Origin of the sequence: Pseudovibrio sp. Ad13, from assembly GCF_001623225.1 — a bacterium.
In the GTDB taxonomy this organism is placed as follows: Bacteria; Pseudomonadota; Alphaproteobacteria; order Rhizobiales; family Stappiaceae; genus Pseudovibrio.
In genome coordinates, this window is the sequence record NZ_LMCC01000002.1 from 625363 (window position 1) to 638609 (window position 13247).

Annotated in this window: 15 protein-coding genes; 10 read left to right on the forward strand and 5 right to left on the reverse strand. The window is 53.1% G+C overall.

The window, feature by feature from the left end; genetic code table 11:
* The first annotated feature begins 3 nt into the window (after nucleotides 1-3).
* From PsAD13_RS03745 to PsAD13_RS03765, 5 genes are all read left to right on the forward strand, one after another.
* Complete coding sequence (locus tag PsAD13_RS03745; RefSeq protein WP_063317289.1) at nucleotides 4-945, forward strand: ABC transporter permease; 942 nt, start codon at nucleotides 4-6, stop codon at nucleotides 943-945.
* A gap of 27 nt (nucleotides 946-972) precedes the next feature.
* Nucleotides 973-2268, forward strand: a complete 1296-nt coding sequence (locus tag PsAD13_RS03750) for an amidohydrolase family protein (protein ID WP_063317290.1) — start codon at nucleotides 973-975, stop codon at nucleotides 2266-2268.
* A 226-nt stretch (nucleotides 2269-2494) separates the two neighbouring features.
* Entirely contained in the window at nucleotides 2495-2968 is a 474-nt protein-coding gene (locus tag PsAD13_RS03755; RefSeq protein ID WP_063317291.1) for a DUF3592 domain-containing protein, read from the forward strand.
* An 81-nt stretch (nucleotides 2969-3049) separates the two neighbouring features.
* On the forward strand, nucleotides 3050-3778 hold the full coding sequence (locus tag PsAD13_RS03760) for an MBL fold metallo-hydrolase (protein WP_063317292.1): 729 nt from the start codon (nucleotides 3050-3052) through the stop codon (nucleotides 3776-3778).
* A 136-nt stretch (nucleotides 3779-3914) separates the two neighbouring features.
* Nucleotides 3915-5054, forward strand: coding sequence for a hypothetical protein (locus PsAD13_RS03765; RefSeq protein WP_208986398.1), 1140 nt, complete (start codon nucleotides 3915-3917; stop codon nucleotides 5052-5054).
* A 10-nt stretch (nucleotides 5055-5064) separates the two neighbouring features.
* On the opposite strand, the gene PsAD13_RS03770 is transcribed toward PsAD13_RS03765, so the two are convergent.
* The gene (locus PsAD13_RS03770) at nucleotides 5065-6228 is read right to left on the reverse strand and encodes a nitroreductase family protein (RefSeq protein WP_063317293.1); all 1164 of its coding nucleotides are present in this window, start codon (nucleotides 6226-6228) and stop codon (nucleotides 5065-5067) included.
* Between the two features lie 100 nt (nucleotides 6229-6328).
* On the reverse strand, nucleotides 6329-7315 hold the full coding sequence (locus PsAD13_RS03775; RefSeq protein ID WP_208980852.1) for a nucleoside recognition protein: 987 nt from the start codon (nucleotides 7313-7315) through the stop codon (nucleotides 6329-6331).
* 372 nt (nucleotides 7316-7687) lie between these two features.
* On the opposite strand from PsAD13_RS03775, the gene PsAD13_RS28015 reads away from it, so the two are divergent.
* On the forward strand, nucleotides 7688-7828 hold the full coding sequence (locus PsAD13_RS28015) for a hypothetical protein (protein ID WP_208986399.1): 141 nt from the start codon (nucleotides 7688-7690) through the stop codon (nucleotides 7826-7828).
* A gap of 99 nt (nucleotides 7829-7927) precedes the next feature.
* Complete coding sequence (locus PsAD13_RS28020; protein WP_208986400.1) at nucleotides 7928-8290, forward strand: hypothetical protein; 363 nt, start codon at nucleotides 7928-7930, stop codon at nucleotides 8288-8290.
* Nucleotides 8291-8317: 27 nt separating this feature from the next.
* Here PsAD13_RS28020 and PsAD13_RS03785 read toward each other — a convergent pair whose 3' ends face one another.
* A complete protein-coding gene (locus PsAD13_RS03785) occupies nucleotides 8318-8623 on the reverse strand; it encodes an NIPSNAP family protein (RefSeq protein ID WP_063306137.1) in 306 nt (101 codons plus the stop codon).
* A gap of 303 nt (nucleotides 8624-8926) precedes the next feature.
* Between PsAD13_RS03785 and PsAD13_RS03790 the strand changes: the two genes are divergently transcribed.
* Both PsAD13_RS03790 and PsAD13_RS03795 read left to right on the forward strand, forming a co-directional pair.
* Nucleotides 8927-9202 carry a hypothetical protein gene (locus PsAD13_RS03790; protein ID WP_063286563.1) on the forward strand — a complete coding sequence of 92 codons (276 nt, stop codon included), beginning with the start codon at nucleotides 8927-8929 and terminating at the stop codon, nucleotides 9200-9202.
* A 448-nt stretch (nucleotides 9203-9650) separates the two neighbouring features.
* Nucleotides 9651-10439 carry a hypothetical protein gene (locus tag PsAD13_RS03795; RefSeq protein ID WP_063317388.1) on the forward strand — a complete coding sequence of 263 codons (789 nt, stop codon included), beginning with the start codon at nucleotides 9651-9653 and terminating at the stop codon, nucleotides 10437-10439.
* 139 nt (nucleotides 10440-10578) lie between these two features.
* On the opposite strand, the gene PsAD13_RS03800 is transcribed toward PsAD13_RS03795, so the two are convergent.
* Both PsAD13_RS03800 and rocF read right to left on the reverse strand, forming a co-directional pair.
* Nucleotides 10579-11607 (reverse strand): ornithine cyclodeaminase, encoded by a 1029-nt coding sequence (locus PsAD13_RS03800; RefSeq protein ID WP_063317294.1) that lies wholly within the window; start codon nucleotides 11605-11607, stop codon nucleotides 10579-10581.
* A gap of 35 nt (nucleotides 11608-11642) precedes the next feature.
* Nucleotides 11643-12569, reverse strand: coding sequence for an arginase (gene rocF / locus PsAD13_RS03805; RefSeq protein ID WP_063317295.1), 927 nt, complete (start codon nucleotides 12567-12569; stop codon nucleotides 11643-11645).
* Between the two features lie 120 nt (nucleotides 12570-12689).
* Between rocF and PsAD13_RS03810 the strand changes: the two genes are divergently transcribed.
* A complete protein-coding gene (locus PsAD13_RS03810; RefSeq protein ID WP_063297758.1) occupies nucleotides 12690-13142 on the forward strand; it encodes an Lrp/AsnC family transcriptional regulator in 453 nt (150 codons plus the stop codon).
* The last annotated feature ends 105 nt before the right edge of the window (nucleotides 13143-13247 follow it).

Consider the following 13247-nt stretch of genomic DNA (forward strand, 5'->3'; position numbering starts at 1 on the left):
GACATGGAATATATTGATATTCTTCTCTCCGCCAATTTCTGGGCCGCGGCCATCCGCATCGCAACTCCACTCATCTTCGGCGTGTTGGGTGCATTGGTCTGCGAGCGGGCAGGGGTGCTGAACCTCGGTATTGAGGGCATCTTTGTCGTTGGTGCTATGTGTGGTTGGATGGCTGTTTGGCTCGGAGCTGGCCTCTGGGGCGGCATCCTCGTTGCGGCATTGTCGGGGGCATTTTTCGGCTTGCTCCACGGCATCCTCACGGTGCCGCTGGGCCTATCGCAGCACGTCTCCGGCCTTGGCATAACCATGTTTGCAACCTCGGTTAGCTACTTTACCTACCGCACAGCCCTGCCAAAGGTCTCCAGTCCACCTCGTATCGAGGCGTTCCAACCGCTTGATATTCCGGTTCTTTCAGACCTGCCCTTCATCGGTCCAGCCCTCTTCCAGCAAACATCCATGACCTTTCTGGCTCTCGCCATGGTCTTGCTGGTCAGCTACGTGCTCTATCGCACCCCGCTGGGTCTCGCCATCCTGTCCGTGGGGGACAATCCATCCGCTGTTGAAGCGCAGGGCCTCTCGGTCTTTGCGCTACGTATCGGGGCAATCATGGCCGGGTCTGCGTTGATGGCGCTGGGCGGTGCCTTCCTCACCATGTCCGCCTTTGATGCCTTCTTCTTTGGCATGATCAACGGACGCGGCTGGATCTGCATTGCACTGGTGGTGTTTGCAAGTTGGAGACCGGGCAAGGCTTTGCTGGGCGCACTGCTGTTTGGCGCGTTTGATGCCTTCCAGATCCGCCTGCAAAACGAGGTCGGGGCGGTGATCCCATCTCAGGTCTTCCTGATGATCCCATACCTGCTATCCATCGTGGCGCTGGTGCTTGTGGCTCGCAAGGCAGACTACCCGCGCGCCCTGCTACAACCTTATTTCCGTGGTCAGCGTTAAGCTGGAAAAGCAAGAAAGGCACCACTCATGTCTCTGGATCTCCTTGTCCAAAACGCAGTTCTGACCACTGGCGAAGCTAGTGTAGATATCGCGGTGAAAAACGGCACAATCACTGCGATTGAAAAGGGCATCACCGCAGAAGCGGAGCGTATGATTGATGCACAGGGTCAGCTGGTCTCAGCACCATTTGTTGACCCGCACTTCCATATGGATGCCACCCTTTCCCTCGGCCTGCCAAGAATGAACGAGAGCGGCACCCTGCTGGAAGGCATCAGCCTCTGGGGAGAGCTGAAACCTCTACTCACCATTGATGCGGTTGTCGAACGTGCTCTGCGCTACTGCGATCTTGCAGTCTCTCAGGGCTTGTTGGCCATCAGAAGCCACGTAGATGTGTGTGATGATCGTCTGCTCGGCGTGGAAGCCCTGCTGGATGTAAAGCAACGCATTGCGCCTTATATCGATTTGCAGCTGGTCGCCTTTCCGCAGGATGGCTTCTACCGTTCACCAACGGCGGAAAACAACCTGCTCCGCGCACTGGATATGGGCGTGGATGTGGTCGGCGGCATCCCGCACTTTGAGCGCACTATGGAAGACGGTGCCCGCTCCGTGAAGGCCCTCATGGAAATTGCAGCACAACGCGGCCTGCGGGTGGACGTGCACTGCGATGAATCCGATGATCCTCTCTCACGCCACATTGAGGCACTGACTTACGAGACACGGCGCTTGGGCATGCAGGGCAGGGTGACTGGATCACATCTCACCTCCATGCATTCCATGGACAATTACTACGTCTCCAAGTTGCTGCCTTTGATGGCGGAAGCCGATGTCTGTGCCATTGCCAACCCGCTGATCAACATCATGCTTCAGGGCCGTCACGACACCTACCCAAAACGCCGTGGCCAAACCCGCGTGCGCGAAATGCGCGAACTCGGCATCACCGTCGGCTTCGGTCATGACTGTGTGATGGATCCCTGGTACTCGCTGGGCAACGCAGACATGCTGGAAGTCGCCAGCATGGGCCTGCATGTAGGCCAGCTCTCCAGTCGTGATGACCTCCGCTATTGCTATGAGGCCGTCACAACAAACTCTGCAAAGATCATGGGGCTGGAAGGCTATGGCGTTAAAGTCGGTGGCAACGCAGACTTCGTGTTGCTTCAGGCACAAGATGCCATTGAGGCCCTCCGCATGAAAGCAACCCGCCTCGCTGTTGTTCGCCGCGGCAAGGTCATCGCCGAAACCGCCCCGCGCATCGCCAACCTCTCTCTGGATGGTCGCCCAAAAACTGTGAATGCCGCGGATTACTCACCAAGCAGCGATGCCTAAAACGGGAACAACCCCGCAAAACTGCGTTTGCGTTGCTATGTGCGTTCATTTGCGTTGAATGCGTTTTTTCTGAGTTCTTTCGTCCCGCAGCACCCTGTGGGGCGGAGGCAGTCTTGGATTGCTTGCTAACAAGTGAGATTGATACAAAACTCTTTTACTTTTTCGGTTTGAAATGCAGTCTTAGATTGATTAGATAAATTTAGTAATCTCATAAGTAGAAGTTAGCATGATCAACCGACCAACAACTCTCTCAGATTTCATTTTTAAGGTCATATCTGAGCTTCCAAGAACGATTGTGATACTTGGTGTGTTCTTTGGAAGTTTTGGATTGTGGATGGAGTATTCGTCACGAAGCGCTACTTGGGATGCAGCCGAAGTGGAAGTTACTGTTGCTGACGTAGAGACGGAGCTTGGTGAAAATGGGCGGATGTATCGACCGGTCTTTGCATTTGAGGAGAGTGCTCGACAACCTGTGATCTACAGAGGGAACACATGGGTTTCGCCGAAACCTCATGAGGTTGGTGACGTGGTTACCGGATTTTACAACTATGAGACTGGCGAAATTGTTAGTTTGGAAATGATTGAGCGCGCGAGGTATATGGGGCGAATTCTCATAGTTTTTGGAGTAGTTGCAACTCTGTTCGGTGCCTTCTTATTGAGATGGCGTAAAGCTAAAACTCCGTCGAAAACCTTGAAATAGCCCCCTTTCAAAATAAGTTATCCCCCTACACACCAGAGCTGGCTATGATGGACTTCTCTTTTCAAGCAGGAGGGATGAGCGGTGGAACACATTCCGGCTCAGAAGTGGTATCGCACCACGAAACTGGCAGATGACATTACGCTGATTGATGAGCTCTACGTCAAGCAGTTCAACCGCTGCAACATCTGGCATGTGCGCGGACGCCATAAGGACCTGTTGGTGGACAGCGGCATGGGCGTGGTCAGCCTGCGCGAGCATGTGGTGCTCACCGCTGAAAAGTCCGTCATGGCTGTCGCCAGTCACACCCACTTTGACCATATCGGCTGCCACCACGAGTTCCCGCATCGCTTGATCCATATCGCAGAAGCTGACCTGCTGGCCCACCCAACCCGTCAGAACACGCTGGCTGATCCGTACGCAACTGACGATATCTTCGACGCGCTTCCGCCAGAGCCCTACAAGTCCTCCGAATACGCCGTCAAACCAGCCCCTGCCAGCCACCTGCTGGAAGATGGCGAAGTGCTCACCACCGGAGATCGACACTTCGAGGTGATCCATACCCCCGGCCATTCCCCCGGCGGTATCGCCTTATGGGAGAAGGTGACAGAAACCCTGATCGCAGGAGACATCGTCTACGACGGCCCGTTGGCGACAGACTGCTATCACTCCAACATGGCAGACTACATCACCAGCATGAAACGCTTGGTTGATATCCCTGTCCGCACCATCCACGGCGGTCACTTCCCCAGCTTCGACGGCAAACGCCTCCATGAAATCATCCATACCTTCCTGAAGGAGCATGACAAATAACGCTAACTACGTAGTCTTCCTTATAAAATCCAGTCATCTCCTGTGACGCTCAGAACAGCAACCCGCAAAGTGATTGCCTACTCTGGAAGGTGGGAGGGCAGCATGCCCGGGCCGCTGACATCATGGGAGTTGGAAAATGACAGCGATTGGTTTGAACAATTTTGTCTCCGCCGCACACACCATTCCGCAGGATGGCAAGCTCACGGTTGCTGAGGGACAGGTGAAGACCCACTCCAGCACCGCAATCGCTGGCCGGCTCGTCACATGGGTCAAGCAACAGGCCGAAGGCGCTGAGCAAAAGCAAGCAGATCAGGGCGCCTTCCGTCTGGCGCTCACCAACCACTACGGCAAAACGCTGGGCGAGAAAGCCTATCAGGCCGCCTGTCGGGCTTGCGGCCAGAATCCTGGCACAAGCCACAGCCTGACATCCCGGCAAGTGCAGGAAGGCGTCACCTTTGCAGAACATCAGGTGCTGAGAAACGAAAGCTCGGCAGTGCGCATCAAGGCCCTCTCTGAAGATGTGAAGCACAACCCGATCAACAATCTGGTTCAGAACAAGGCCCATCAGACGGTTCCTTCGTTCCAAAGTGAAATTATAGAGACTCCGGAGACAAACACCGAACTTCTCGCTGCCCGCGCGGATGGCAAATACACGGAGCGGAACCCCTTCCACGTAGAACGGGAACTGATGGCCCGCCTCAGTACAGAGATTGCCGGGAAGTATGATCCACTCCTGGCCGAAAATGCCACCTCCAAGGCTTGGGGCAATGAACTGCTGCAGAGTATCTATCGTAATGTGCTGCGAGACCAAAGACCTGTCGAGAAGGGGGAGGCCCTGAGAGTTTCCGAGACACCTCACCCGATGAAGGTCGCCGTTGAGCGCTTTGAAAAGCAGGTCTGGAAATACGCAGAACAAAGCTTCCTGCACTCTCTGCCAAAAAATGCAGAAGTCGCCCTCCATGACCTGTCGCGACAGCTGAACTGGGAGAATTTTCCCGCACTGGCTGAGCAGCACGGCGTCCCTGGCATTGGTTGGGACAGCGAGGCGACAGGCACCTACTTTGCAGCCAACATCCCGCCAATCCGCGATCTCGCGATTGAGCGGCTCATTGAGAAGCGGGAGGATGAGACGTTCCTGAGCTCCGTCACGGTCGAGAGCTTCAACGATATCATTGAGGATGCGTTGAGCGAGCTGAAATCACCGCAACAAAAACACGCCAGCCCACCAGCTGCCGACCACACCAGCAACACCACAAAGCACGTCCGCTGGGTCTAAGCCGACAAGCTCAGCCTGAGGAACTCGTCTCCTCAGGCACCCACGAGATGACATAGCGCGGCAGATCCGGAAACGGTCCTTCACCATGGTCCTCACAGGAGAGCTGCTCAAACCGCCCCGCCTTGCCAAGCGCCTCACACCCGCATTCCCAGTTCGCCAGCCAGATCCCCAAGGCCACCATGGCGTAGTACCGTGAATGCGTCGTCGCACAAAAATCCACCCGCCGTATCCTCGCATTCTCCGCAAGCACGACACCCCGTGTCGGCTGTGCATTGTAGGAGGAGGGCGACCACTGGCAGACCTCATAACATCGCCCAAACTCCCGATAGGGCCGTGCGTTCGTGTTGAGTGGCTTGGCAAAACCAGCATCTGCAAAGAACAAGTCCTGCACATCCAGCCGATGCCGCTGTGCCTTCTGGATGAGGCGGATCGCCAGCGGGGTGTAGCGGGAGCGATACCCAAACCCGCAAACGCAGATGATGTGATCCTTCTCAGGATCAAACCGTGCGCCCAGATGCTTGATGATGCTCTTGTGGTCCGCTCCCGGCCCAATCCAGCAGGTTGCCAGCCCTTGCCGTGTGGCCTCAATCACCACCTTCTGCAAACTGCGACCGACATCCACCACCGCCATCTCATGATACGCACGCGGTGCAATAGCCACCAAAAACTCATGCGTCCCAACTGCAGGCCAAACCACCAGCGGATTGTCGACATACTCAAAGCGAATGGGGTGAGGGCTCAGACAATGCTCTGGCTTGCTAGTCCGCTCTGCCACTGAAAGCACCATTTGGCGATGCTCTTCGCTCATAAGCCGCTTTTGAAAGGACCGGCACGAGACCCGCGTCCGCAGCAACTCAAAGGCATCCAGATGCTCAAGGCTGGTTGGCAGTGGTTCTTCCGGGTGAAAGCCATACCGAACCGTCACCACATCGAAAATCAGATTAAAAAACAACAGCACCGCAAGAATAAGCGGCAAATCCACCAACATAAATGGCCGACACCCAACCAGCGCGCCGATCCCAGCCAACACCAGCAACAGCACCACAACCACCAGATTGGGCAGGTACTGCAGCCAGCTGGTCCACTGCAGCCACATCTTCACCCGCCACCACCACCTGGTTTCAAACCAGGCCTCGTTAGGGGTGCGCGTCTCTTGAGGAGGTGTTTCGTTCATGCACGTGTTCCGCAATCAGACCAGAGGAGGCTCACTGCGAAACATCTTAAGCGAGGCGTGTTCCTGAAACGTAACTATGCATCACGAACAGGATAGGGTATCAGCCAACCGCCTTGGCTGTTTTCGCTGGGCGGTAAAGGAACCGGTTGAATGCGTCCTCCGGCATCATCTGGATCAAGCGACCAATCAGCGCCATCGCTGCAACGCAGAACACAAAGCGCCCAACCAGTGCGCCGGACCAGTGCGCGCCAAACGCCATCATCACCAGCGGATCCTCAATCAACCCATGGCAGATGCCCATGAAAGAAAGCGACAGCACCACATCGCGAGAGGATAACTTGCCTTCCTGCGCTTCTTTGATGATGAGACCACCACCGTAAGAAAGCCCAAGCAAAACACCAACCATGGTGATCGGCGTTGCCGCCTTGCTGATGCCCATGAGGCGCAGCAATGGAGAGAGCAGCCAGCCAATCAGGTCAGTGATCTTCATCAGTTCCAGCAGTTTCAGGAAGATGATCAGCCCCATGATAATCCAGAACATGGTGAAGAGCAGAGATGCACTGGAATAACCCCACTGCAGCCATGTCTCTTCAATCGTTGGGGCGAAAGGCAACCAGTCAAGCTGGATCGGCTGCTGCAGCCAGCCACCCGCAGAGTAGAACAGGTTCAGCACCATGCCATAGGTGATGCCCACCACGAAACGCAGGCTGGAGGAAAACACAAAGCTGATCCCGGCACGGCGGGAAATACTCTGCTCCAGTGGCAATGCATGGGCGATCAGCACCACAGAAAGCAGCACGGTTACATCAGCAACACTCAGCGACACCAGTGGCAAAATCGTCAGCATCACAGCCACGGCAGAATAAGTGCTCACCAGCAGGCCAACAGCAAGCACAAGCCCCGTCGCAGCAGGCAGTCCCATCAGTCCCATCAGCGGTTCAAGCGCAACGCCAAGATAATCAACCAGCCCTAATTCCATCAGAATGCGCACAAGGATCATCACGGGAACCATGGTCTTGACCATAATCCAGAACAGACCGACGGAGTCTTTTGCAATCTTTTGACAAGCGGCGGTGAAGCTTTTCATTTTTTGACAAACCAATGCTGCGCGCGCTTTGTCTTGCTCAAAGCACTGCGAGTGAACGGAGGTTGGGAAAATCAAAAGGGTCGGCCCTTGCTGCATTGCCCAGCAAAACTACTAGGATATTTCAGGTTTTGAGGAAATAGTATTTTACTCAACCCACCCACTTTAAATTCTCAAAGGAACGTTTGTGCGTGGGGGAAGACCTGTGCCGTTTCCGGCTTAGTCTTTCAGACAGACCAATACGAATTGTCTCGCTGTAACTCTTGCTTTTGTCACCTCCGGTTCTGCTTTGCTTAACTAACGAAAGACCTCTTCCTTTTGAGCCTGCCTGTTTTGCATTAGCGTTTTTTGAAAGAGCAAAAGCAGGTGAAAAAAATGGCCGGAAAAACCCTGAAGACCTTTAAGAACCTTTCTGATTTCCGCAGTGGCTTCTCTGATCTCAAACAGAAGATGGACCACAAACACGGCATCCACCTGCTGGACATTACTAAGTTTGACAAGGAGTTGGGCAATTAGACCTTCCTTGAAAAAAGTTATGAGGCAGCCGTTGAGGACTCCCCAAAAGTCTCCAAAATCTCTGAAGCGCATGGAAAGCTGACGCGGCTCAAAAACTCATTGGAGCGCGAAAGCAGCGGTTTTGAAGACCTCGACAAGCTTTACAACAAGCTGGTCGCTCAGCTGAATGAGGCAAGCAAGAAAAACAAAGGCGACGTCAAAAAACTCAGTGAAGACAAAGAGTATGATGAAGCCCAAGCCAACCTCCTAAAGCTTGCCCCCCATTGGAAAAAAGCTAGCAAAAAACGGAATGACTTCCGGAAAGCCGAACGCGAACTCGCCTCCCTCGACAAAAAACTCACGGAAATCAAAGCCGAAGCCTCCAAGAAATGCCCTGTTGAAGTAAAACGGGACTCTAAGAAACTCCTCTTGCTTATCGCAGGCGACAAGGTGGTCGAATACTCTTTGAAACATACAAAGTAGACTTCACCTCAGGCACCACGCCCCGGGTTACTTCAGCACAGGCCGCAAAAATTGGCGGTCATACCGACGGATGCACTGTGTTTCTTCAGCATAGGCAAAGGCCTTCTGGCACTCTTCGTCTTCCATGCTGTCTTTGCGATACTGCTCATAGGCTGCGAGCGATGGAAACGAGAACAAAGCCAACGCCAAATCATTTGCACTTTCATGGGGCAGAAAATACCCGTGATGCTGGCCACCAAACTTCTCAACCAACGGAATCCAAAGCCGGGCATAATGCTCAAACTCAGCAACCTTTGCCGGGTTCAACTCATAATGCACATAACAAGTAATCATAGCCGCACGAGCCCCTTTAAATTTCAGCGATAATAAGAGGACGCAGTCTTATATCAGAGCGGGTATTCCGGCAAGGTTGTGCCTGAAGTTGTAATTTGCTTCTAACGAGATTTTAGCGCCGTCGCCATGTTGTGCCTCTCACTTTTTGTGGTATCCATGCCGTCGATTTTCGGCATGTCAGAAGCTCAGTAACGCTCATTTTGAAGCAACCAAAATTGGCGCATTCAAGAGCACTGGCTTTGTCGTAAACGTGAAGCGATCAAATCATAAGAAGTGTCACCCAAACAACGAAAGCTCTGCTTTATGAAAATGAAATCTGCGCCCCTCGTGCTGGCCTCAATCGCAATGCTCAGCCTTCTGGGCGCTTGTGGCTCAAGCGAACAAAGTAAGCGCGCCTTTATCTCTTTCAAAGCGTACGGGTCATGCTTGAAAGAGATCAAACCAAATGCACCTCAGGGGTTTCGTGCTGATGCTGGCCGTAGCGAAACATTTGAGTTTGATATCTATCGTCCAAAAGCAAAGTTAAGCTCTCGTGAGACAGCAAAAATGCGGGCTTGCTACAATCAGCGCAACAAGTGAGTGAGGATGCATCCAGAGCCCGCATAGGTAAAGTGGCATGGGTGTAACTTGGTGAGAGCATGAAGAAAGACTGCTTTGGGCTCTCACTCACGATTGTCATGCTTGCCTTTAAACTCTGACTTCAATAACTGGCAGATTTGAGTTGCGGCTTAATTCGGAACTCTCCAACAACGCCAAACTGAACAAAACAGCTTGGGTTGGCTGAAATTGATTCAGTTATTCACGGTTTTAGGCGGGCGTGGTCAAGTTCGCGTCGCCTCTCATAAAGTCAAAGCCTTTCAGCTCCTTACTCCATAAAAATGGCCAACAATGACTGCTTCTCATCCCCTATCTGACAGAGTTGTTACTCAGGTGTCATGAGCGCTGTGATGAATAAAACAGGGGCGTTTCTGACTTAGCGTTAGCCTGATCCCATTACAAAAGAAACCAGCAGAATGGGATGGACACTATGACTTCAGTTAGCTTGAGCAATTTTCAGAATATCGCGGTCGATTCAGCGCCTTCTCAAAAGCTGACGGTTGCGGATGGGAATGTGCAAACCCGTCAGGCAAGCACGTCTATACAGGGTCGTTTTGTCTCCTGGCTTGCTCTGCAGGGCAACCTAGATTCTCAAAAAGCAGCTGATCAGGGAGCGTTCCGGACTGCCCTTCAGGACAAGTATGGCGCAACCCTTGGAACACAAGCGTACGATCAGGCCTGCAACGCCTGCGGTTTCTCAGCTGGCCAAAACCACAGCCTGACATCAAGACAGGTCGTAACCGGTGTTCACTATGCAGACGAAAAGTTGAATAGCGATCCACTCGCCGCGTTAATTTCCGATCACGAAGTAACAGCTGCAAAATATGCAGCGTCGAGTTCTAACGGCGCTATACAAGATGAGGAAACTGCAGCGTTTATTTCGCAAGTCGAAGCAAAAGCAGCAGAGCCGGAAAACCATGACGTGGCCTCTGTGCTTCCGGCAAACTTGCTGACTGGAGATTTCTCTGTCCCGGACATTGAGATCAGGCAGGCAGCCGTGGATACACTTGATGTGATCACCGAGTTCATCGCACAAAAGTACACCCCTGAGATTGCAGAGGTCGTGGAAGGCCGAGTTGTAGAAGCAGGATTGTTTGATGAGCTCCTTGCTGAACAGGTCGATCCAAACAACAGCGTTGAACTGCGCGAGACCATCAGTATCTTCATTGATGCGATCTGGGAAGAAGCAAAGAAAGTTCACATCGAGTCTATCCTGTAAATGATCAGGAAAAGCGCCGAACCTTAGTCGTCGGCCTTTGCTAAGCCCGTAAGCGAACCAAGCAAAAAAGAAGCGCCTGCTAGGTGGGCAGGCGCTTACAAACCCCGGGCAAGGGATAGTTTAACGATGACCGCTGCTCTTACTCGGCAGCTTGTTTAACTTCTAAAAGGCCAAAGAGATTGCGCGGATCAGCCGGTTCAGCAATCATCTCCAGCTCCTCAGTTGTTTCGTCCTGCTTCACAAGATCATAGATGTAGCGCAGGCCGGAAAAGTCCTCGATGGCAAAGCCAACAGAGTCGAACAAGGTAATATCGCGCTCGTTGGTGCGGCCCTCAGCAGCTCCTGTAATCACTTCCCAAAGCTCAACAACCGGATAGTCATCATCCAGCTGTTGGATCTCGCCTTCAACGCGGGTTTGCTCCGGGTATTCAACGAAAATCTTGGAGCGCAGCAAAATGTCCTTGTGCAGCTCGGTCTTGCCAGGGCAGTCGCCACCAATCGCGTTGATATGCACACCAGCCCCAACCATGTTGTCGGTCAGGATGGTGGCTTGCTGCTTATCCGCCGTCACCGTGGTGATGATATCCGCACCCGTGATCGCTTCTTCAGAGCTGCGGCAGATGGTGATGGTAAAGCCTTTGCCATCAAGGTTCGCCGCACACTTCTCTGTCGCTTCCGCATCCGTATCAAATAGGCGCAAGTTGGTAATACCCATCACTGCCTTAAACGCCAGCGCCTGAAACTCGGACTGAGCCCCATTGCCGATGATCGCCATGGTTTTGGAATCTGCTCGCGCAAGATGCTTTGCCGCCATAACAGAGGTCGCAGCAGTACGCAGAGCAGTCAAAACAGTCATCTCGGACAGGAAGAACGGGTAGCCCGTGTCCACATCAGCAAGCATGCCAAACGCAGTCACTGTCTGCTTACCTTCCTTGGTGTTCTTCGGATGACCGTTCACATATTTGAAGCTGTACAGCTCCCCGTCGCTGGTCGGCATCAGTTCGATAACGCCAACTTTGGAGTGGCTTGCAACACGAGGTGTTTTGTCAAACAGAGACCAGCGGCGGTAATCTTCCTCCACATACTCGGTCATGCCCTTCAAAACAGTCTCGACACCGTGTTTGTTGACCAAATCCAAAATTTTAGAAACGCTTACGAACTGGACCATATGGGGATACCTATCTTTTATTGTGTTGCTTGAGGTCAGGCGCGGTTTGGATGGTCCAGCACTTGCTTGCCAAACAAGCTGGAAACCAGATCCGCCATCAAAGTCGCTGTCCGGCCACGCACATCCAGGAATGGGTTCAGCTCAACCAGATCAACAGAAGTGACCAGCTGACTGTCGCAGAGCATTTCCATGATCAGATGCGCTTCACGGAAAGTCGCACCGCCTGGAACAGTCGTGCCCACTGCTGGCGCAATGTCCGGGTCCAGAAAGTCCACATCAAAGCTCAGGTGCAGACGACCATTGGCAGCCTTCACGCGCTCCAGAAACTCATTGATCGGCTTGACCACACCGTTCTCATCAATCCGGCGCATGTCATAGGTCTCAATGCCGGTTTTCTGCAGGGCAGCCCGCTCCGCATTATCGACGGACCGCAAGCCCATCATGCAGATATTTTCTGGCTTGATCGCTGTGTTCAGCTCCGGATAATACCCCTCAAAACCGGAGAGACCACAAAAGTAAGCCGCGGGCGTGCCGTGCAGATTGCCGCTGGTCGTTGTGCTGAGATTATGGAAATCAGGATGTGCATCCAGCCAGAGCACAAACTGCTCTTCGCCAGCTTCTGCCGCCGCATGGGCGATACCGCTGACAGTTCCAGCTGCCATCGAATGATCGCCACCAAGGAAGACCGGGAGATGACCTTCACGGACTTCTGCCAAAGCCACGTCATGAAGCTTCTCAGTCCAGCTGATTGTCTCACTCAAATGGTGGACAGCGCCGTTGGAATGAACCCGATCCCGACTTGCCTCTGGTAAAATGTTGCCCCGGTCTATAACGGAGTAGCCCAGTGCTTCCAGGGAGTCTTGCAATCCGGCAGTTCGCAGAGCATCCGGGCCCATCAAGCAGCCCTGAATGTTGGTTCCTGTCTGTACAGGTGCCCCGACGAGCACAACGGTATTCTTCATTCCCACTTCCCGATTAAATCCGATATGGGGTATTATCCTTGTGGAAGTGGCGGTAAAAAGCTGGCATTGTGATCAAATTGGTGGTCGCATTGGCCAGATTGGTAAGTAAGGTTACGCACTTTGGATGATATAGATCAAAAAATCATCGCGACACTACGTAGAAATGCGCGTGCGAGCGTTTCTGATCTAGCCCTTGAGTTGAAGATTTCTCGCTCGACTGTGCGCTCACGTATGGAGCGTTTGAAGTCTGTTGGTGATATTCTCGGCTACACGGTTGTGCTGCGGGGCGATGTCTTTGAACAACCCGTTCGTGGCATTATGATGATCAAGATTGAGGGCAAAGGCACCCAACGCATCGTCGATCACCTCAACAAGATGACCGAGGTCACTGCCTTGCACACAACAAACGGCAAGTGGGACCTGATCATGGAGCTGGGAACCGATACGCTCGTTCACTTCGATGATGTGCTGCGCCGCATCCGTCTGATTGATGGCATTTCTGCCAGCGAGACCAACCTCCTCCTCTCCACCAAACGCACCAACGAAGCCCGCCGCAACGTGTTGCTGGATTGAGGTCTCACCAAAAGCGTATCTCCGAAAAGTGGAAACCGATTTTCGGATAAAGATATGTAAAAACAAAGACCAAAGCAGTTCACGTGTTTCAACTTAAATGCGAAC